This window comes from Arenimonas caeni, from assembly GCF_003024235.1.
GTDB classification, from domain to species: Bacteria; Pseudomonadota; Gammaproteobacteria; order Xanthomonadales; family Xanthomonadaceae; genus Arenimonas; species Arenimonas caeni.
In genome coordinates this window covers 1-19,148 of sequence record NZ_KZ679105.1, presented here as the reverse complement: position 1 = coordinate 19,148, position 19,148 = coordinate 1, and the positions used below count along the sequence as shown (strand labels likewise).

The window sequence follows — 19,148 nt, the reverse complement described above, 5'->3', positions numbered from 1 at the left end:
CTGCTGCGCAACCGCGAGAACGTGCCGGAAGATCAAGTGGTCCGCCTAGACGAACTGCTGGCCGCCAACAAGGCACTGCTGACCGTCTACCTGCTCAAGGACGACCTGAAGAGCCTATGGCGCTACCGCTCCGAGGCGTGGGCACGAAAAGCTTGGAGGAGTTGGAAGCGACGAGCGTTGCGCAGCGGCCTGGAGCCGCTGCGGGTGTTCGTCCGGCGCATCGAGCCCTACCTGGCCGGCATCCTGGCCCACTGCCGCTGGCCGCTGGGCACCAACCTGGTCGAGGGCATCAACAACAAGATCAAGGTCATCAAGCGGGTGGCCTACGGCTACCGGGACGACGCCTACTTCTTCCTGAAGATCCGGGCGGCCTTTCCCGGACTTGGGTGAAGAACCAAATAAAAAGAGCCCGGCCGAAGCCGGGCTCCCAGGGCAAGCAGACTCCCCGATCAGAACTGGTGCTGGACCGTCACGTAGAAGCGACGACCCTGGAGGTCCGAACCGAAGCCGCCGTAGTAGTACGGGTAGCCGGTGTAGGTCGGATCCAGGCGAACCTGGTTGTTGAACACGTTGTTGACCGCCAGGGTGACCATGGTGTCCTGGCCGAAGCGCTTGCTGACGTTGAGGTTCCACAGGAACCAGGGCGGCAGCCGCTCGGTCTCGGCCCAGTTGTACACGGTGCCGTAGCGGGTGAAGAACGTGTTGGCCGCCCAGTCGCCCTTGGTCCAGGTGAACGAACCACGGGCGCGGCTGCGGCTGTTGTAGTCGGCCATGTCGCGGTAGTCGATCAGCGGATCGCTCTCGAAGCGCTTGTACTCGTCGCTCAGCTCGATCGACCAAGCCAGGTTGACGCCGAAGCGGCCGAGGCGGTCCGTGTCCCAGCTGTAGGCGAGCGTGCTGTCGATGCCCGTCACGCGCTGGTAGGCGGCGTTGATGTAGGTGGAGTTGATCGCCTGGATGCGCTGGTCGAGCGTCGTGCCGGGGGCGGAGTTGCGGCTGACCGCCGCCAGCACGCCCTGGCAGAAGGCGGAGCCGGGCGAGTACTCGAACGGCGTGCCGTCACGCTTCACGCCCAGTCGGCAGTCCGCTTCCTGCTGCAGCAGCAGGGCCGGCGAAAGGGTGATCGCGCGATCCTCGAGCTTGATGTCGAAGTAATCGACGGTGAGCGAGAGGTTGTCGACGATGTCCCAGACGAAGCCGATACCCCACGACTGGCCCTCTTCTTCCTTGAGCGCCGTATTGCCGTCGCGTTCGGTGCGCATGCCGTAGATGGTCGGGTCGCCCGAGGTCGCCGCGCACTCCTGGTAGGTACGCGGACCGGTGGTCAGGCCAAGGCCCGTGCCGGAGCGGCAGGAGTACTCGTCGACGAAGGTGCTGAAGCCCGCCGAGCCGGTGCTGTAGACCATCTGGAAGTCCGGCGCACGGAAGCTGGTGGCGTAGTTGGCGCGCAGCAGCAGCGAGTCGAACGGACGGAACTCGAGGCCCAGGTTCCAGGTGATCGCGTCGTCGATGTTGGTGATGTCGTCGTACTTGTCGTAACGACCGGCGACGTTCGCCGTCAGGTTGTCGAGGATCGGCACGCGGAACTCGGCGCCGATGGCGTAGCGGTCGCGCTCGCCGATGCTCACGCCGGCGCTGCCCAGGCCATAGATCGAGTTCGGGCCGAGCGGCTCGGACAGGCGCCAGTCGGCCTGGCGGTCGATGGTCTGGCGGTTGCCCTCGAGGATGCCCGCGAAGCCGAGCGGGCCGGCCGGCAGCTCGAACAGGTCGCCGCTGATGGTGAAGTTCGCGGTGCTCGACGTGGTGTGGCCCTCGGCGAAGGTCACGCGGGTGTAGATGTTGCCGAAGGTCTCCGGGGTCAGCGGGGTGTTCCAGCGATCGACGTTCAGCTCGTGGATCGGGTAGCCGCTGATGAAGCCGAGGCGGGGGCCGAGGAAGTACTCATGCACGGCCTGCGCCTTGAGCGCCGGGATGTCCATCAGGAACTCGTAGCGGCTGTGGTTGACGCTGGCTTCCCAGTCGAACCGGCCGATGCTGCCCTGCAGGCCGGCCTCGAGGGTCCAGGTCTTTTCCTCGAAGTAGTCGCCGGCCTGCTCCAGGCCGCCGGCCTCGGAGGCGCGGAAGTAGCGCTGCAGCTGGAGCACGGTGCCGATGTTGGGGTCGTAGAAGGCGCCCAGCACGCCGCCGCTCGGGTTCTGCAGGAAGTTGTCGGCGCCGGTGAAGTAGTTGCGGATGCCCGACGCGGAGGTCGCGTCGTTGTTGTAGTACGAAGCGCTGGCGAACAGCTGCAGGTTGTCGGTCAGGTCGAAGATGCCGTAGCCGTAGCCGCTGTAGAAGTCCTGCTTGTTGTAGAGCGAGCGCTGCGCCACCTGGTCGTAGGATCCGCAGAAGCTGCCGCGGGTCGGCGTGGTGGCCGACTCGTAGCCCAGGGCATCGCACACCGCCGGATCGTACAGGGCGTTGTGGCCGCGCGGGACCACCAGGCCGAGCGCGTCGATGGCGATCAGCGAAAGCTGCGGGTTGACCGGCAGGCCGTAGGGGTTGTTGCGGATGTCGGCAGTCAACTTGCGCTGGCTGGCGAAGATCGGCTCGTTGGTGGCGTACTGGAAGGCCCAGATCGCGCTCCAGCGGTCGCCGGTGCGGCCGCCGCTGAACTCGAAGTTGACGCTGTCGCCGCCGCCCTCGTCGGTGGTGCCTGTGGTCACGCGGATGTTGTTGCCGTCGAAGTTCTTGCGCGTGACGATGTTCACCACGCCCGCGACCGCGTCCGAACCGTAGATGGCCGAGGCGCCACCGGTGAGCACTTCGGTGCGCTCGATGATGCTGGTCGGGATGGTGCGGACGTTGGTGATGTTGTTGCTGTTGTTGTACGGCATCGGGTACTGCGACAGCCGGCGGCCGTTGATCAGCACCAGCGTGTAGCCCGGGCCGATGGCGCGCAGGTTGATGGTCTGCGCGTTCGGCGTGAAGCCGTTGACGAAGTAGTCGCCGGTGAAGTCGCCGGTCGTGCCCTGGGTCAGGCTCTGCAGCAGGTCGCCGATGGTCTGGTGGCCTTCGCGGTCGATGTCTTCGCGCGTGATGACGACGACCGGCGCCGGACCTTCCATCTCCGAGCGCTTGATGCGGGAGCCGACGACTTCGAGGGTGTCGAGCTGGGTCGCCTGCTCGGTGGAGGTTTCCTCCTCTTCCTCGGCCTGGCTGTCCTGGGCCGCGGCGCTGAAGGCCAGGGGCAGGGTCAGGGCGAGGGCGAGGGAGCGTGCCAGCACCGACCGGCGGTGCCCGGAAATTGGATCAGTAGTCATTGGATCCCCTAGTATTGAAGTGCTTGTATGCCGCTGCGTTCCGAGCGGCTCGTTACAGCTTCTGGCCAAGGTTGACGCACCTTCGGGAGACAACCTTAACCGGAACGTAACATACGTCGGGGGCGAATTGAACCGGCTCCGACAAACCTGAACGAGACGGTCCCGGGATTCCGGGAAATCCATGTGAAACAGGAGTTTGCGATGTCCCTGAACGAAGCCCAAGTGCGCGCCGCGCTGGCCGGCCTGAGCGACCCGCACACCGGGCTGGACCTGGTGGCGCAGGGCAGCGTGCGCGGCGTCGGCCTCGACGGCGCCGACATCGCCGTCGAGCTGCTGCTGGGCTACCCGGCGCGGGGCTGGCACCAGGCCCTGGCCGGCATCGTCCGCGAGCGGCTGGCGGCCCTGCCGGGCGCCGGCAAGGTGACCGTTTCGGTCGGTTCCCGGGTGCAGGCGCACCGGGTCCAGAAGGACCTGACCCCGCTGCCGCAGGTGCGCAACATCATCGCCGTGGCCTCGGGCAAGGGCGGCGTGGGCAAGTCCACCACGGCGGTGAACCTGGCCCTGGCCCTGCAGGCCGAGGGCGCCACCGTCGGCGTGCTCGATGCCGACATCTACGGCCCGTCCATCCCCAAGATGCTCGGTCTGTCGGGCAAGCCCGACAGCCCGGACGGCAAGTCGATCGAGCCCAAGCGGGGCCACGGCCTGCAGGCCATGTCGATCGGCCTGCTGATCGGCGAGGACACCCCGATGATCTGGCGCGGCCCCATGGTCACCCAGGCCCTGCAGCAGCTGCTGGGCGACACCCGCTGGGACGGCCTGGACTACCTGGTCATCGACCTGCCGCCGGGCACCGGCGACATCCAGCTCACCCTGGCCCAGCGCATCCCGGTCTCGGGCGCGGTCATCGTCACCACGCCCCAGGACATCGCCACGCTCGACGCCCGCAAGGCCCTGCAGATGTTCAACAAGGTCGAGGTGCCGGTGCTGGGCATCGTCGAGAACATGGCCGTGCACGTGTGCTCGAACTGCGGCCACGCCGAGCACGTGTTCGGCGCCGGCGGCGGCGAGGCCATGGCGGCGCAGTACGGCGTGCCGCTGCTGGGCTCGCTTCCGCTCGATATCCGCATCCGCGAGCAGGCCGACGGCGGCACCCCCACGGTCGCCGCCGACCCGGAGGCGCCGCTGGCCCTGGCCTACCGCGACATCGCCCGCCGGGCGGCCGCAAGGCTGTCGCTGCAGGCGCGCAACAAGAGCCTGCCCAACATCGTCATCAGCAACACCTGAGCCGGTAGAATCCCGCCTTTCGCCCCCGAGCCCGAACCGCATGAGCATCAAGTCCGACAAGTGGATCCGCCGCATGGCCGAGCAGCACGGCATGATCGAGCCGTTCGAGCCGGGGCAGGTCAAGCATGCCGCCGACGGCCACCGCATCGTCAGCTACGGCACCTCGAGCTACGGCTACGACGTGCGCTGCGCGCGCGAGTTCAAGATCTTCACCAACATCAACTCGACCATCGTCGATCCGAAGGCCTTCGACCCGACCAGCTTCGTCGACCTCGAGGCGGACGTGTGCATCATCCCGCCCAACTCGTTCGCGCTGGCGCGCACGGTCGAGTACTTCCGCATCCCGCGCGACACCCTGGTGGTGTGCCTGGGCAAGAGCACCTACGCGCGCTGCGGCATCATCGTCAACGTCACCCCGCTCGAGCCCGAGTGGGAGGGCCACGTGACGCTCGAGTTCAGCAACACCACGCCGCTGCCGGCCAAGATCTATGCCGGCGAGGGCGTGGCGCAGATGCTGTTCTTCCAGTCCGACGAGGTCTGCGAAACCAGCTACAGGGACCGCGGCGGCAAGTACCAGGGCCAGACCGGGGTCACGCTGCCGCGCACCTGAGCCGCGCTCAGGATCGCTTGATCAGCAGGTTCACGCCCAGCGCGATCAGCACCACCGGCCACCAGTCGAGCAGCATGGCCCAGATCCGGAACTCCGGGATCAGGTTGTTGGCCAGCAGCAGGGCGCCGAGCGCGATCAGGATGATGGCGGGGATGAGGTTGGACTTCATGCGGGCTCCGGTTCAGGGGCCGGGGAGGTCGGCCAGGCCTTGCCGCAGCGACGATACCAGCGCATCACGCACCGTGGCCACGTAGGGCTGGCGCTGGCCGGCTCCCCAGGCGGGGCCGGGCCAGGCGGCGTCGCCTTCCTGGCGCGCCAGGACATGCACGTGCAGCTGCCGGACGATGTTGCCCAGGGCGCCGATGTTGAGCTTGTGCACCGGCCCCAGGCCACGCAGCAGGCGGCCGGCCAGGTTCACCTCGGCCAGCAGCAGGCGCTGCTGGTCGCCCGACAGGTCGATCCATTCCTCCGCTCCCGGCACCCGGGGCACCAGCACCAGCCAGGGGAAGCGGGCGTCGTCCATCAGCCGAAGCTGGCTGAGCGGGCCGTCGGCGACCAGCACGCTGTCGCCCGCCAGGCGCGGGTCGAGGGAGAACGCATCGGCCATGTTCAGCGCAGGGTCTTCTGGAAAAAGGCGAGGGTGCGCTCGAGGGCCTGTTTAGCCACGTCCTCGTTGTAGTCGGCGCGCTGGTCGCAGTTGAAGCCGTGGCCGGCTCCGGGCCAGACGTGGATTTCGGCCGAGGACAGGGCATCGCGGTGGGCCTGCACGTCCTCGGGCGGGATCAGCGGGTCGTCCTCGCCGAAATGCAGCATCAGCGGCGCCTTGGGCCGCTCGTGCAGCAGGGGCACCGTGCGGCCGCCGTAGTAGCTCACCGCCGGCAGGCCCAGACGGGCATTGGCCAGGTAGGCCACCGAGCCGCCCCAGCAGTAGCCGACCACGCCGACCCGGTGCTCGGCCTCGAGCAGGTCGTAGGCGCCGCGCACGCCGTCGAGCGCGCCGTTGAAACCGAGCTCGGCGGCGACCTCGCGGCCGCGGGCCACGCCGGCCTCGTCGTAGCCCAGCTCGGTGCCGGGGTGGACCAGGTCGAACAGGGCGGGGGCGACGGCCAGGTAGCCATAGTTGGCGAAGCGGTCGGTGACCTGCCGGATGTGCGGGTTCACCCCGAAGATCTCCTGGATCACGATCAGCGCGCCGCGCGGCTTGTTGTGCGGCTTGGCCTGCCAGGCGGAGATGCGGCCGTGGCGGGTGGAGATGGAGATCGTCTGGCCCATTGGATGGCTCCCCTGAATCGGCTGTCCCCGGCCGCTAGCCTACACCGGCCCGGGCGGCGGGGAAGGGTATAATCCGCGCCCCCGTCCCGACCCCATGCCCATGTCCGCCAGCCAGCCCAAGGTGGGCTTCGTCAGCCTCGGCTGCCCGAAGGCCCTCGTAGACTCCGAACGCATTCTGACCCAGCTACGGGTCGAGGGCTACGAGATCGTGCCCAGCTACGACGCCGCCGACGTGGTGGTGGTCAACACCTGCGGCTTCATCGATTCGGCCGTGGCCGAGAGCCTGGACGCCATCGGCGAGGCCCTGGCCGAGAACGGCAAGGTCATCGTCACCGGCTGCCTGGGCAAGCGGCCCGAACAGATCCGCGAGGCCCATCCGGGCGTGCTGTCGATCAGCGGCCCGCAGGACTACGCCAGCGTGATGTCGGCCGTGCACGAGGCGCTGCCCCCGAAGCACGACCCCTTCCTGGACCTGGTGCCGGACTACGGCCTCAAGCTCACCCCGAAGCACTACGCCTACCTGAAGATTTCCGAGGGCTGCAACCACCGCTGCAGCTTCTGCATCATCCCCTCGATGCGCGGCGACCTGGTTTCGCGCCCGGTCGACGAGGTGCTGCGCGAGGCCGAGAAGCTGGTGCGCGGCGGCGTGCGCGAACTGCTGGTGGTGTCCCAGGACACCTCGGCCTACGGCGTGGACCTGAAGTACGCCGAACGCGAGTGGCGCGGCAAGACCTGGCAGACGCGCATGAAGGCGCTGTGCGAAGGGCTGTCGGAGCTGGGCGCGTGGACCCGCCTGCACTACGTCTACCCGTACCCGCACGTGGACGAGATCATCCCGCTGATGGCCGAGGGCAAGGTGCTGCCCTACCTCGACATCCCGTTCCAGCACGCCAGCCCGCGCATCCTCAAGCTGATGAAGCGCCCCGGCGCGGTGGACAAGACCCTCGAGCGCATCCAGCGCTGGCGCGCCATCTGCCCCGAGCTGACGATCCGCAGCACCTTCATCGTCGGTTTCCCGGGCGAGACCGACCAGGACTTCGAGGATCTGCTGGCCTTCATCGACCAGGCCGAGCTCGACCGCGTGGGCGCCTTCGCCTACTCGCCGGTCGAGGGCGCCGCGGCCAATGCGCTGCCCGACCCGGTGCCGGAAGAGGTGAAGCAGGAACGCCTGGCCCGCTTCATGGAACTGCAGGCGCAGATCAGCGCCGAGAAGCTCGAGCGCAAGGTCGGCACGGTGCAGCGCTGCCTGGTGGACGCGGTCGACGGCGACCTGGCCATCGCCCGCTCGATGGCCGACGCGCCGGAAATCGACGGCCTGGTGCAGATCCAGGACGGCGCGGCCGCGGGCCTCAAGCCCGGCGACTTCTGCGACGTGCGCATCATGGGCAGCGACGAACACGACCTGTTCGGCCTGGTCGGCGACCCCGACGACTTCTGACGCCCATCCTCCCGCCCCCGGCGCTCCTACAGGGCGAGGGGGCAGGGGTCAGTCGTACTCGATGGCGATGATGAGGTAGCGGGTCGGGCCGGCGGGGAGGTGGACCTCGACTTCATCGTCGAGGCGGCGGCGCAGCAATGAGCGGGCCAGCGGGGAATCGACGCTGATGTGGCCGGCCCGGGCGTCCGTCTCGTCCGGGCCGACGATGCGGTAGCGCGCGGTCTCGCCGCTGTCGGCGTGCTCGATCTCGATCCAGGCGCCGAAAAACACGACCTCCAGGTCTGAAGGCCGCCCCTCGGCGACCTTCAGCACCTCGAGCCGCTTGCTCAGATAGCGCACCCGCCGGTCGATCTCGCCCAGCTGCTTCTTGCGGTAGGTGTATTCCGCGTTCTCGCTGCGGTCGCCCTCGGCCGCCGCGGCGGCCAGTGCCTTCACCACCTCCGGGCGCCGCACCCGCCAGAGCTCCTCGAGCTCGGCGCGCAGGCGCTCGAAGCCGACGCGGGTGATGATCGCCGTGGACTTCTCGCCCGGCGGACGCCAGCGTGCCATGGCTCAGCCCGCGACGGGCGCCGCCGGGATGTAATGCAGCGGCGAGTCGGGGCCGATCGGCAGCTCCAGCCAGATCCAGAGTCCGAACATGGCGCTCCAGCCGATCAGGAACACCATCGAATACGGCAGCATCGTCGCCACCAGCGTACCGATGCCGGCCTTGGGCTCGTAGCGCTGGAAGAAGGCGATGATCAGTGCGAAGTAGCTCATCATCGGCGAGATGATGTTGGTGACGCTGTCGCCGACGCGGTAGGCCACCTGGGTCATCTCGGGCGAATAGCCCAGCAGCATGAACATCGGGATGAACACCGGCGCCATCAGCGCCCACTTGGCCGAGGCCGAACCCATGAACAGGTTCACCACCGCCGTGAGCAGGATGAAGCAGATGAACAGCGGGATCGTCGGCAGGCCCAGCGCCTTGAGGAAGTCGGCGCCCTCGACGGCGAAGATCAGGCCCAGCTGGGTCCAGTTGAAGAAGGCCACGAATTGGGCGGCGAAGAACACCAGCACCAGGTAGCCGCCGAGAGTGGCCATCGAGGCCGACATGCCCTTGATCACGTCGCTGTCGGACTTGATGGTGCCGGCGCCGACGCCGAAGGCGATGCCGGCCAGCACGCCGTAGAGGAAGATGATCACCACCACGCCGCTGAGCAGGGGCGAGCGCAGCACGTCCTGGCGCTCATCGAGCAGGAAGCCCGAGCCGGGGATCTGCGGCAGCTGCAGGGCGCCGTCGAACAGGCTCGCGCCGGCCGCCGGGTAGCCGCCCCAGAACACCAGCGCGGTGAACACCAGCAGCGTCACCGCGGCGTACTTCATGCCGCGGCGCTCGGCCGGGCTGAGCTGCTGGTCTTCCGGGCTGGCGCCGTCGGCCAGGGTGAGCGAGGGCACGGCCGAATCGGCGAAGCGCGGCGCGACGATCTTCTCGGTGACGAACCAGCCCAGCAGGGTGATCACCGGCGTCGAGGCGATCATGAAGTACCAGTTCGCCAGCGGGCTGACGGTGTAGTCGGCATCGACGATGCGCGCGGCTTCCTGGGACAGGCCCGAGAGCAGCGGGTCGATGGTGCCGATCAGCAAGTTGGCCGAATAGCCGCCCGACACGCCCGCGAACACCGCTGCCATGCCCAGGATCGGGTGCCGGCCGGCGGAAATGAAGATGAGCGCGCCCAGAGGCACCAGCAGCACGTAGCCGATCTCGCTGGCCATGTTCGACATCACGCCGGCGAACACCAGCACCGGGGTCAGCAGGAAGCGCGGCGCCGCCAGCACCAGCAGGCGCAGCGAGGCGCCGATCAGGCCGCTGTGCTCGGCCACGCCGATGCCGATCAGGGCCACCAGCACCACGCCCAGCGGCGCGAAGCCGGTGAAGTTGGTGACCGCGCCGGTGAGCATGCGGTGCAGGCCGTCGATGCTCAGCAGGTTCACCGGTTCGACCAGCGAGCCCGTGGACGGATGCGCCACGCTCAGCCCCGCCATCGACGCCAGCCAGGACATCACCACCACGGCCAGTGCCAGCAGCGCGAACAGCGTGGCCGGGTGGGGCAGGGCATTGCCGCCGCGCTCGACGATGGTGAGGAAACGATCCATCAGGGTCCGCTTCCTGGGCGTGCTCACTTCCATGCAGTTCTCCGGTTCAGGCCTGGCCCCGGCGGCCCCGGGGCGCCCGACTATAACCGAGGGCACGGCGGCCCGGCGTGCTGGCCGCGCGCAGCGGGGCGTGGATAATGGCCTCCTCATCCGGGGGGAAGGGGACATGGCGATTTTCATGGGCTTCGTGCTGCTCGTCGCGCTGCTGTGGGCGGTGTTCGCCTTCAACCGGCTGGTGCGCCTGCGAAACCAGGTCCGCGCCGGCTGGAGCGACATCGACGTGCAGCTGATGCGCCGGCACGACCTCGTCCCGCGGCTGGTGGAGGCCGTGCGCGCCTACGCCGGCCACGAAAAGGCGCTGCTCGAGAACGTCACCGGACTGCGGGCGCGGGCCATGGCCACGCAGTCGCCGGCTGCCCTGGCGGCGGTCGAGCGCGAGCTGGAGGCCGGGCTGGGCCGGATCGTGCTGCTCAACGAGGCCTACCCGGACCTCAAGGCCAGCGCGAACTTCATGCAGCTCCAGCGCGACCTGGTGCAGGTCGAGGACCACCTGCAGTACGCCCGGCGCTTCTACAACGGCGCCGTGCGCGCCAACAACGACGGCGTGCAGCGTTTTCCCGACCTGGTGGTGGCGCGCGCCTTCGGGTTTGGCGAGGCCGAATTCTACGAGGCCGACGACGGCGCCCGGCCGGCGCCGCAGCTGGGCTTGGGCCAGTGAGCCGGGTCCTGCGCCTGCTGGCGGCCCTTGCGCTGGCGCTGGCGGCGGCCGGCGCCGCCGGCCAGGAACGCATCCTGGCCTACCACGCCGACATCGAAGTGATGGCCGACGGCGGCATGGAGGTGACCGAGCACATCACCGTGCGCGCCGAGGGCCAGCGCATCCGCCGCGGCATCTACCGCGACTTCCCGACCCGCTACCGGGACGCGGCCGGCAACCGCTACGTCGTGGATTTCGAAGTGCTCGGCGTCGAGCGCGACGGCCAGTGGGAGCCGTGGTCCACCGAGTCGATGCCCAATGGCGTGCGGGTGAACACCGGCAGCGACGATTTCCTGCCGGTGCCGGCCGACATCACGTTCGCCATCCGCTACCGCACCTCGCGCCAGCTCGGATTCTTCGACGGGCATGACGAGCTGTACTGGAACGTCACCGGCCTGGGCTGGGATTTCGCCATCGAAAGCGCCAGCGCCACCGTGAGGCTGCCCGGCGCGGTGCCGGTGGCCCAGCTCGACCTCGAGGCCTACACCGGCCCCGAGGGCCTGCAGGGCACCGCCTACGTGGTCAGGGCGCCGGCGCCCGGCGTGGCCGAATTCGCCACCACGAGCCCGCTTGGCTCCTACGAGGGTCTGACGATCGTGGTGGGCTTCCCCAAGGGCCTGGTGGCGCAGCCCAGCCGCGCCCAGCGCCTTGCCTGGCTGCTGCGCGACAACGGCGGCGTGCTGGTGGCGCTGGCGGGCCTGCTGGCGCTGCTCCCCTGGTACCTGCGCAGCTGGCACCGGGTGGGACGCGACCCGGCGCCGGGCTCGATCTTCCCGCGCTACGAGGCGCCGGAGGGGTTCTCGCCGGGCGAGCTGCGCTACCTGTGGAAACAGGCATATTCCGACCGCTGCTTCGCTGCCGACGTGGTCGACCTGGCCGTGCACGGGCAACTGGTGGTCGAGCAGTCCGGCAGGAAGGACTGGACGCTCGAGCGGCTCGCCAGCGACGCCACGGCGCCTTCGGAAGGCCAGCGCGTGCTGCTCGAGAACTTGTTCAAGGCCGGGCCGCGCATCGAGCTCAAGGACACCAACGCCTCGACCATCGGCGGCGCGCGGCTGCTCCACCTCAAGGCGCTGGACAAGCGCATGCACCCGGCCTTCTTCAAGCGCAACGGCTGGCCGCTGTTCTGGGGCTGGCTGTTTTCCTTCGGCTACGGCGTGCTGGCCTTCCTGGTGGCTGGTGGAGCCGGCATCCCGCTGATCATCGTGCTGCTGGCGCTCGCGCTGGTGCTGCATATGGTGTTCGCCTGGCTGATGAAGGCGCCGACCCCGCAGGGGCGCAAGCTGCTGGACGAAATCGAGGGCCTGCGCCTGTACCTGGGCGTGGCCGAGCGCGACGAGCTGGCGCGGCTGCGCAAGCCCGGCGAGCCCGAGGCGCCGTCGCCCGATCCCGAGCGCTACCAGGCCCTGCTGCCCTATGCGCTGGCGCTCGACGTCGAGGACGCGTGGACGAAACATTTCACCGCGGCGGTCGGCGCCGCCCAGGCCGAACAAACGGCGCGTTCGATGGGCTGGTATCGGGGCTCCGCCGGTTCGATGGCGACGCTCGGGGCCATGAGCACCTCGCTGGGCAGCGCGCTGAGCTCGCAGATCTCGTCCTCGTCCTCGCCGCCCGGCTCAAGCTCGGGTGGCGGCGGCGGTGGCTCGTCCGGCGGCGGTGGCGGCGGCGGCGGAGGTGGCGGACGCTAGCAGCCCGGGCCGGCTAGCGCTTGCCGCCGAGAAGCCCGCCCAGCAGCCCGCGCAGGATCTGCCGGCCGATGCCGTTGGCCACCGTGCGCGTGGCCGACTTGGCCGCGGCTTCCACCGCGCCCTGGCGGCGCTTGGTGCCCCAGAGGAACTCGTCGAACTTCGAGCGCGGCGCCTCGGCCGGGGCCTTGGCCGCGCCGGGCGCGGACGCCGGTGCTTCTTCGGCAGCCGCCTGCTCGGCGCGTTTGGCCAGCATCTCGAAGGCCGACTCGCGGTTCACCGGGGTGTCGTACTTGCCGCCGACCGGGCTGCGCGAGCGCACCAGGGCACGCTCCTCGTCGCTGATCGTGCCCATCCGGCAGCGCGGCGGGCAGATGATGGCCCGCTCGACCGGCATCGGCACCGCCTTGGCCATCAGCATCGACACCAGCGCCTCGCCGACGCCCAGTTCGCCGATCGCCCTGGCCACGTCGACCTTCGGGTTCTGCACGAAGGTTTCGGCGGCGGCGCGCACGGCCTTCTGGTCGCGCGGGGTGAAGGCGCGCAGGGCGTGCTGGACGCGGTTGCCGAGCTGGCCCAGCACCTCGTCGGGCACGTCGTCGGGGTTTTGCGAGCAGAAGTAGACGCCCACGCCCTTGGAGCGGATCAGGCGCACCACCTGCTCGACGCGCTGGCGCAGCGCCGGCGGGCAGTCGTCGAACAGCAGGTGCGCCTCGTCGAAGAAGAACACCAGCTTGGGGACTTCAAGGTCGCCGACCTCGGGCAGGGTCTCGAACAGTTCGCTCAGCAGCCACAGCAGGAAGCTCGAGTACAGGCGCGGGCGCAGGATCAGCTGGTCGGCGGCGATCAGGTTGACCACGCCGCGGCCTGACATGTCCTGGCGCATCAGGTCGGCCAGCTGCAGGGCCGGTTCGCCGAAGAACTGCTTGCCGCCGTCCTGCTCGAGCCGCAGCAGGGCGCGCTGGATGGCGGCCACCGACTGCGGGCTGACCAGGCCGTACTGCTTCGACACCTCGGCCTTGTTCTCGGTGGTGAAGTTGAGCAGCGCGCGCAGGTCGTCGAGGTCGAGCAGCAGCAGGCCATGGTCGTCGGCCAGCTTGAATGCGATGTCCATCACGCCCGACTGGGTGTCGTTGAGCTCGAGCATGCGCGACATCAGTGTCGGGCCGACTTCGGAAACGGTGGTGCGCAGCGGATGGCCGAGCTTGCCGTACAGGTCCCAGAACACCACCGGGCTGGCTTCGTTGGCGTAGCCCTCGATGCCGATCTGCTGCACGCGCTGGGCGATCCTGTCGTTCATGGTGCCCGGCATGGCCAGGCCGGCGATGTCACCCTTCACGTCCGCCATCACCACCGGCACGCCCAGGCGCGAGAAGCCCTCGGCCATCACCATCAGGGTCACCGACTTGCCGGTGCCGGTGGCGCCGGCCACCAGGCCGTGGCGGTTGCCGTACTTGCCGAGCAGGTGGACGGGCTGGTCGCCCTTGCCGATCAGGATGTCGCTCATCGAAAGCAGGCTCCGGGGGATTTGCCCTGATTCTAGCCGGCCCGGGCGGCTGGTTTTCCTTGCCGGCCGGACGGCGGGTCGATAGGCTGCGCCGCTGCCTCGCCCCACGCCCTGGATGAACGATGTCGCTTCGCCTGATCGCCGCGCTTGCCCTGCTGACCCTGGCCCTGCCGCCCGCCGCCGACGCCCGGCGCGTGCCCAAGCGGGTCGAGCCGATCTACGAAGCCCTCGAGGCCGCCAGTGAAAGCTACCGTGCCGGCCTGGCCCAGGTGCGGGCGGGCGAAACCGCCGCCGGCCGCGAGGCGATGCGCCAGGCCTCGGCCGCGCTGATGGACGGTGCGCGCAGCTGCCAGGCCACCCGCGGCTGCGAGGTCGAGCGTTTCATCGCCGCCTACGACGCCCTGCTGCAGCAGGGCGCCTCGGCGCTGTCCGGCGACGGCGAGGGTTTCGCCGAGACCCCGGAGCGCACCGGCGCGGCCGGCGAGGGCGGGGTGCTGGCGACGATGCCGGCGGCGGGCCGCAGCGTGGCCCTGCTCAATGGCCGCGACCTGCGCGAGGTGATCGAGCTCAACGAGCCGGTGCGCGCGGCGATGGCCGAGTGGCTGACCTGGATGCGCCCGCAGCTGATCACCAGCTGGGAGAACTACCAGCAGATGCGCTTCCTGATGTGGCCCGAGTACGAGCAGGCCGGCCTGCCCGAGGCGCTGCTGTTCGGCATCCTCGCCAAGGAATCCAACGGCCGGGTGCACGCGGTTTCCCGCGCCGGCGCGGCCGGGCCGATGCAGTTCATGCCGGCCACCGGCGCGCGTTTCGGCCTGGGCTGGCGCGACGGCTTCGACACCCGCTACGACCCGCAGCTGGCGGCGCGCGCCAGCGTGCTGTATTTCAACGAGCGTTTCGCCGAACTGGGCGACGAGCTCGAGTTCGCCGTGGCCGCCTACAACGGCGGCGAGGGCCGCGCCCTGCGGCTCAAGCGTGCCGCCGGCGAGAAATCCTTCTGGCATCCGGACGTCTACGGCCAGCTGCCGCCCGAGACGCGCGACTACGTGCCCTACGTGCTGGCGGCGGCCTGGCTGTTCCTGCACCCGGAGGAGTACGGCCTGCAGTTCCCGGCCGTGGACGGCGCCGCGACGGTGCTCAAGCTCGCCGCACCGGCCTCGATCTACCAGCTCTCGATCTGCCTCGGCGGCCCGCGCGAGGGCTACTTCCGCACGCTGCGCAACCTCAACCCGCGCTACGAGCCGCACGTGCCGATCGCCGCCGGCACCGAACTGCGGGTGCCGGTGGCGGTGCCTCCGGAGTACCAGCGCCACTGCGTGGACGGCCCGCGGGCGCAGCTCGCGGCCAGCCTGATGGCGGCGAGCAAGCCGACCGCGGTGGCCACCGCGACCGGCGGCCCGACGCGCACCTACCGGGTCAAGGCGGGCGACACGCTCAGCAGCATCTCGCGCCGGCACCGCTGCGATGGCGCCACGGCCCTGGCCCGCGCCAACGGACTGCGCGCGCCCTACGTCATCCGCGCCGGCCAGACGCTGCGCCTGGTCGGGTGCGGCTGACCGGCCCGACGCACAGGCGCGAAGCTTGCGGGAGGGCCAAGCCTCGCGTTGACCCTTTCGGCCGGGTAACCACCGGAGTGGCGCCGCCGCGTTGCGTGAGGGGGTGTCGCCCGGCGTCTTGCTAGCGCCATCCCTGGCAGCAAACGCCGGCCGCTCCGGGCTTGCTGCCCTCCGCTTCGAACCCCCTCACGCAACGCGCCGTCGCTCCGACTTTCGCGGGCGGCCTCCAGGGACGAGGCATGGTCGCGAGCTTGAAGAGCCAGACGCTCGCGATGGCGAGGAGGCGCTGAGGCTCTCGCCGTTGCTCTCCTGCCGGCCACGACGACAGGTTCGAGGAGGTGGCGTGTATTCGCCCCGGCTGAGCCTCGGAGACATGGATGTCGACGAGGAGACCCCATGGATGGGTTCACGGCGTGTCGGCCGGGGCGAATACACGTCGCCTCCACTCGCGAAAGCCACGAGTTGCCACAACCGGACACAGCAGAGTTGTCGGGCCTGAAAGCCCTCCCGCAAGATTCGCGCCTGAAGGCGCTCCTACAGGGGGAGGCGGGGCGTGGGGTCAGAGCGTGTCCCAGCCGGGGCGGGGGGTGAAGCGCTCGCCGTGTTTGGCGGCCAGCTCCTCGAGCCGGGCCTTGAGCTTGTCGGCGCCGACGCTGCGGATGTGCTGGATCGGGCCGCCGCGGAAGGGGGCGAAGCCGGTGCCGAAGATCACGCCGGCGTCGAGCAGGTCGGCGTCGGACACCACGCCGTCGTGCAGGCAGCTGACCGCCTCGTTGAGCAGCGGCAGCACCAGCCGGTCCTCCAGGTCCTCGGGCGCCTTGTAGTCCTTCGGCACCTCCGGCTTCACGGGCTTGCCGTTCTCCCACTTGTACAGGCCCTGGCCGTCCTTCTTGCCGCGCTTGCCTTCCTCGACCTTGAACGCGTCAGGCAGCGCCTGGCCGTGGAAGTCGGCCATGATCCTGCCGACGCTGGCTGCCACGTCCAGGCCCACGGTGTCGACCAGCTCGATCGGGCCCATCGGCATGCCGAATTTCAGCGCCACCTTGTCGATCACCGGGCCCGGGATGCCCTCGGAGAAGGCGATGATCGCCTCCTGCATGTAGGGCGCCAGGATGCGGTTGACCAGGAAGCCCGGCGTGCCCGCCACCGGCACCGGCAGCTTGTCGATGGCGCGGCAGAAGGCCGCCAGGCGGCGCTCGGTCCCGGCGTCCATGCCGTCGTGGCGCACGATCTCCACCAGCGGCATCAGCGCCACCGGGTTGAAGTAGTGCAGGCCGGCGAAGCGCGCCGGGTCCTTGCGGCCTTCGCGCAGCTTCTCCAGCGCGATCGAGGAGGTGTTCGACACGAGCAGCGCGCCCGGCTTGAGCGTTTCCTCGACCTTCGCGAACAGCGCCTGCTTGGCCTCGAGGTTCTCGAAGATCGCCTCGATCACCAGGTCGGCGTCGGCCACGCCGGCGCCCTCGACGTCGGCCTTCAGGCGCGCGGCGGTGGCGGCGCGCTTGCCCTCGTCCTTCACCTTCTTGCCGAACAGCTGCGCCGCACGGTCCAGGGCCGGCTGGATGTACTGCATCTCGCGGTCCTGCAGCGTCACCTCGAAGCCGCGCAGCGCGCACCAGGCGGCGATGTCGCCGCCCATCACGCCGGCGCCGATCACATGCACCTTCTGGATGCCATGGTCCTTCCCGCCCAGCGACTTGAGCCGGTCCATCAGGAAGAACACGCGCACGAGGTTATAGGCGGTGGGGCCGCCGGCCAGCTTCACCACCGCCCTGGCCTCGGCCTTGAGCGCCGCGTGCACCGGCAGGCCACCGCTGCGGCGCCAGGTGTCGATCAGTGCGAACGGGGCGGGGTAGTGCTCCTTGCGCGCCTTGCGGGCGACCTGCTTGGCCATCTGCGGGGCGAGGATGGCGCGGCCCGGGCCGGTATTGGTGGCCCAGGCCAGGAAGCGCTGCTTGAACGGGCGCTTCGCGCCGCGCTGGGCCAGCTTCACCGCCTCGTCGAGCAGCACCGCCGGCTCGACCACGCGGTCGACCAGGCCCATGGCCTTGGCCGCCGACGCCGACAGGCCGCGGCCGGTGAGCATCAGGTCCATGGCCGCCGGGGCGCCCAGCAGGCGCGGCGCGCGCACGCTGCCGCCCCAGCCCGGGAAGATGCCCAGCTTCACCTCGGGCAGGCCGATGCGGGTCTTCTCGTCGCGGCTGGCCACGCGGTAGCGACAGGCCAGGGCCAGTTCAGTGCCGCCGCCCATGCAGTGGCCGTGGATCGCGGCGACGGTGGGGCAGCGCAGCTCGGCCAGCTTCTGGAACACCAGTTGGCCGTGGCGGATCCAGGCCTCGGTCTGGCCTTTGGCGGCGATGTCGCCGAAGCCCTTGATGTCGGCGCCCGGGATGAAGCCGGCGGCCTTGCCGGAAATGATGACCAGGCCCTTGGGCAGTTCCAGCGCGATGCGCTCGAGCATCGACTCGAGCTCGTCGAGCACGGCCCGGGACAGGGCGTTCACGCCCTGGTCGGCGCGGTTGATCGTCAGCACCAGGATGCCATCGGGGCGCTGCTCGGCCTGCCAGTGGGCGAGGCGAAGTCCGTCGAACATGGCGGGCTCCATACGTTGGGGTAGGGAAGGAAGCCCGTATCATCCGGGGCAGGCCCCGGGGGGTCAACGCCGGCCGGCGTGCCGGGCGGAACTTTCCCGGGCCGGCGATGTCCATGGAGCGGCCCGGATGGCCGCAGGAGCAGCGGCCCGGATGGGCGAAGATCAACTGGACCTGGCCCTCGTCAAACGGGTGCAGGCGGGCGACAACACGGCCTTCGACCTGCTGGTGCGCAAGTACCAGCACCGCATCGGCGCCGTGGTGTACCGCTTCGTGCCCGACCATGCCGAGGCCCAGGACATCGTCCAGGAAGCCTTCATCCGCGCCTACCGGGCGCTGGCGAACTTCCGCGGCGAGGCCCAGTTCTACACCTGGCTCTACCGGATCGCCGTGAACACCGCCAAGAACCACCTCGTTGCCGCAAAGCGCCGCCCGCCCACCGCCGACATCGCCGCGGAGGACGCCGAGCACCATGCCGACGGGGGTCGCCTGCACGACCACGACACCCCGGAGCACCAGCTGCTGCGCCAGGAAATCGAACAGGCCGTCACCGACACGGTGGCCGGCCTGCCCGAGGAACTGCGCCAGGCCATCACCCTGCGCGAGGTGGACGGCCTGAGCTACGAGGAGATCGCGCAGCTGATGCAGTGCCCGATCGGCACCGTCCGTTCGCGCATCTTCCGCGCCCGCGAGGCCATCGATGCCCGCCTGCGCCCCCTGATGGACAAAGAGCGAGTGCGCCCATGAGCCAGCACGACCCGAAACTGCATGAGGACCTGAGCGCCTGGATGGACGGCGAACTGCCGCCCGACCAGGCCCGCTTCCTCGAGCGCCGGCTGGCCAGCGACCCGGCCCTGCGGGCGCAGCTGGAGCGCTGGCAGCTGGCGTCGGCCGGCCTGCGCGGCGACGACCTGCGGCTGATGCCCGGCACGCTGGCCGAGGGCATCGCCGCCGCCGTGGCCGCCGAGGCCCGTCCGGCCCGCCATCGCTGGCCCTGGGCGGCCGGCGCGGTG

Annotated in this window: 17 protein-coding genes; 9 read left to right on the top strand and 8 right to left on the bottom strand. The window is 69.8% G+C overall.

The window, feature by feature from the left end:
- Positions 1-390: transposase (locus C6N40_RS13410; protein ID WP_162782243.1), on the top strand; the 390-nt coding region annotated here is incomplete at its 5' end.
- A 59-nt stretch (positions 391-449) separates the two neighbouring features.
- On the opposite strand, the gene C6N40_RS13405 is transcribed toward C6N40_RS13410, so the two are convergent.
- Positions 450-3,302, bottom strand: coding sequence for a TonB-dependent receptor domain-containing protein (locus tag C6N40_RS13405; protein WP_162782242.1), 2,853 nt, complete (start codon positions 3,300-3,302; stop codon positions 450-452).
- Positions 3,303-3,503: 201 nt separating this feature from the next.
- On the opposite strand from C6N40_RS13405, the gene apbC reads away from it, so the two are divergent.
- Both apbC and dcd read left to right on the top strand, forming a co-directional pair.
- The gene (gene apbC / locus C6N40_RS13400; RefSeq protein WP_106991534.1) at positions 3,504-4,586 is read left to right on the top strand and encodes an iron-sulfur cluster carrier protein ApbC; all 1,083 of its coding nucleotides are present in this window, start codon (positions 3,504-3,506) and stop codon (positions 4,584-4,586) included.
- 40 nt (positions 4,587-4,626) lie between these two features.
- On the top strand, positions 4,627-5,196 hold the full coding sequence (dcd, locus tag C6N40_RS13395) for a dCTP deaminase (RefSeq protein WP_106991533.1): 570 nt from the start codon (positions 4,627-4,629) through the stop codon (positions 5,194-5,196).
- Positions 5,197-5,203: 7 nt separating this feature from the next.
- Here the strand turns inward: dcd and C6N40_RS14355 are convergent, their stop codons facing one another.
- From C6N40_RS14355 to C6N40_RS13385, 3 genes are read right to left on the bottom strand one after another with little or no spacing between them, the layout of a single operon-like run.
- Complete coding sequence (locus C6N40_RS14355; RefSeq protein ID WP_205208621.1) at positions 5,204-5,365, bottom strand: LiaI-LiaF-like domain-containing protein; 162 nt, start codon at positions 5,363-5,365, stop codon at positions 5,204-5,206.
- A 12-nt stretch (positions 5,366-5,377) separates the two neighbouring features.
- Positions 5,378-5,803: an HIT domain-containing protein gene (locus tag C6N40_RS13390; RefSeq protein ID WP_106991532.1), complete on the bottom strand. Its 426-nt coding sequence runs from the start codon at positions 5,801-5,803 to the stop codon at positions 5,378-5,380.
- Between the two features lie 2 nt (positions 5,804-5,805).
- On the bottom strand, positions 5,806-6,468 hold the full coding sequence (locus tag C6N40_RS13385; RefSeq protein WP_106991531.1) for a dienelactone hydrolase family protein: 663 nt from the start codon (positions 6,466-6,468) through the stop codon (positions 5,806-5,808).
- A 100-nt stretch (positions 6,469-6,568) separates the two neighbouring features.
- Between C6N40_RS13385 and rimO the strand changes: the two genes are divergently transcribed.
- Positions 6,569-7,906, top strand: a complete 1,338-nt coding sequence (rimO, locus tag C6N40_RS13380; RefSeq protein WP_106991530.1) for a 30S ribosomal protein S12 methylthiotransferase RimO — start codon at positions 6,569-6,571, stop codon at positions 7,904-7,906.
- Positions 7,907-7,954: 48 nt separating this feature from the next.
- On the opposite strand, the gene greB is transcribed toward rimO, so the two are convergent.
- Both greB and C6N40_RS13370 read right to left on the bottom strand, forming a co-directional pair.
- On the bottom strand, positions 7,955-8,455 hold the full coding sequence (gene greB / locus C6N40_RS13375; RefSeq protein ID WP_106991529.1) for a transcription elongation factor GreB: 501 nt from the start codon (positions 8,453-8,455) through the stop codon (positions 7,955-7,957).
- Between the two features lie 3 nt (positions 8,456-8,458).
- Positions 8,459-10,042 carry an AbgT family transporter gene (locus tag C6N40_RS13370; protein ID WP_205208620.1) on the bottom strand — a complete coding sequence of 528 codons (1,584 nt, stop codon included), beginning with the start codon at positions 10,040-10,042 and terminating at the stop codon, positions 8,459-8,461.
- A 166-nt stretch (positions 10,043-10,208) separates the two neighbouring features.
- Here C6N40_RS13370 and C6N40_RS13365 point away from each other — a divergent pair, with 166 nt between their 5' ends.
- Together C6N40_RS13365 and C6N40_RS13360 are read left to right on the top strand one after the other, a co-directional pair.
- Positions 10,209-10,760, top strand: coding sequence for a LemA family protein (locus C6N40_RS13365; RefSeq protein ID WP_106991528.1), 552 nt, complete (start codon positions 10,209-10,211; stop codon positions 10,758-10,760).
- Positions 10,757-12,487, top strand: a complete 1,731-nt coding sequence (locus C6N40_RS13360; protein ID WP_106991527.1) for a DUF2207 domain-containing protein — start codon at positions 10,757-10,759, stop codon at positions 12,485-12,487. The genes C6N40_RS13365 and C6N40_RS13360 overlap by 4 nt, the downstream gene beginning before the upstream one ends.
- Before the next feature lie 13 nt (positions 12,488-12,500).
- Here the strand turns inward: C6N40_RS13360 and C6N40_RS13355 are convergent, their stop codons facing one another.
- On the bottom strand, positions 12,501-13,991 hold the full coding sequence (locus C6N40_RS13355) for a helicase HerA-like domain-containing protein (RefSeq protein ID WP_106991526.1): 1,491 nt from the start codon (positions 13,989-13,991) through the stop codon (positions 12,501-12,503).
- 122 nt (positions 13,992-14,113) lie between these two features.
- On the opposite strand from C6N40_RS13355, the gene C6N40_RS13350 reads away from it, so the two are divergent.
- Positions 14,114-15,547, top strand: coding sequence for a transglycosylase SLT domain-containing protein (locus C6N40_RS13350; protein ID WP_106991525.1), 1,434 nt, complete (start codon positions 14,114-14,116; stop codon positions 15,545-15,547).
- Between the two features lie 559 nt (positions 15,548-16,106).
- Here the strand turns inward: C6N40_RS13350 and C6N40_RS13345 are convergent.
- Positions 16,107-18,137 carry a 3-hydroxyacyl-CoA dehydrogenase NAD-binding domain-containing protein gene (locus tag C6N40_RS13345; RefSeq protein ID WP_425477728.1) on the bottom strand — a complete coding sequence of 677 codons (2,031 nt, stop codon included), beginning with the start codon at positions 18,135-18,137 and terminating at the stop codon, positions 16,107-16,109.
- Between the two features lie 151 nt (positions 18,138-18,288).
- On the opposite strand from C6N40_RS13345, the gene rpoE reads away from it, so the two are divergent.
- On the top strand, positions 18,289-18,882 hold the full coding sequence (gene rpoE, locus C6N40_RS13340) for an RNA polymerase sigma factor RpoE (protein ID WP_106991523.1): 594 nt from the start codon (positions 18,289-18,291) through the stop codon (positions 18,880-18,882).
- On the top strand, positions 18,879-19,148 hold a 270-nt coding region (locus C6N40_RS13335; RefSeq protein WP_162782241.1), incomplete at its 3' end, for a sigma-E factor negative regulatory protein. The genes rpoE and C6N40_RS13335, both read left to right, overlap by 4 nt.

What these genes read in the sequence shown, in the direction of transcription:
- C6N40_RS13405 (WP_162782242.1), bottom strand. Translation starts at nt 3,302, where the DNA reads ATGACTACTGATCCAATTTCCGGGCACCGCCGGTCGGTGCTGGCACGC.
- apbC (WP_106991534.1), top strand. Translation starts at nt 3,504, where the DNA reads ATGTCCCTGAACGAAGCCCAAGTGCGCGCCGCGCTGGCCGGCCTGAGC.
- dcd (WP_106991533.1), top strand. Translation starts at nt 4,627, where the DNA reads ATGAGCATCAAGTCCGACAAGTGGATCCGCCGCATGGCCGAGCAGCAC.
- C6N40_RS14355 (WP_205208621.1), bottom strand. Translation starts at nt 5,365, where the DNA reads ATGAAGTCCAACCTCATCCCCGCCATCATCCTGATCGCGCTCGGCGCC.
- C6N40_RS13390 (WP_106991532.1), bottom strand. Translation starts at nt 5,803, where the DNA reads ATGGCCGATGCGTTCTCCCTCGACCCGCGCCTGGCGGGCGACAGCGTG.
- C6N40_RS13385 (WP_106991531.1), bottom strand. Translation starts at nt 6,468, where the DNA reads ATGGGCCAGACGATCTCCATCTCCACCCGCCACGGCCGCATCTCCGCC.
- rimO (WP_106991530.1), top strand. Translation starts at nt 6,569, where the DNA reads ATGTCCGCCAGCCAGCCCAAGGTGGGCTTCGTCAGCCTCGGCTGCCCG.
- greB (WP_106991529.1), bottom strand. Translation starts at nt 8,455, where the DNA reads ATGGCACGCTGGCGTCCGCCGGGCGAGAAGTCCACGGCGATCATCACC.
- C6N40_RS13370 (WP_205208620.1), bottom strand. Translation starts at nt 10,042, where the DNA reads ATGGATCGTTTCCTCACCATCGTCGAGCGCGGCGGCAATGCCCTGCCC.
- C6N40_RS13365 (WP_106991528.1), top strand. Translation starts at nt 10,209, where the DNA reads ATGGCGATTTTCATGGGCTTCGTGCTGCTCGTCGCGCTGCTGTGGGCG.
- C6N40_RS13355 (WP_106991526.1), bottom strand. Translation starts at nt 13,991, where the DNA reads ATGAGCGACATCCTGATCGGCAAGGGCGACCAGCCCGTCCACCTGCTC.
- C6N40_RS13350 (WP_106991525.1), top strand. Translation starts at nt 14,114, where the DNA reads ATGTCGCTTCGCCTGATCGCCGCGCTTGCCCTGCTGACCCTGGCCCTG.
- C6N40_RS13345 (WP_425477728.1), bottom strand. Translation starts at nt 18,137, where the DNA reads ATGTTCGACGGACTTCGCCTCGCCCACTGGCAGGCCGAGCAGCGCCCC.
- rpoE (WP_106991523.1), top strand. Translation starts at nt 18,289, where the DNA reads ATGGGCGAAGATCAACTGGACCTGGCCCTCGTCAAACGGGTGCAGGCG.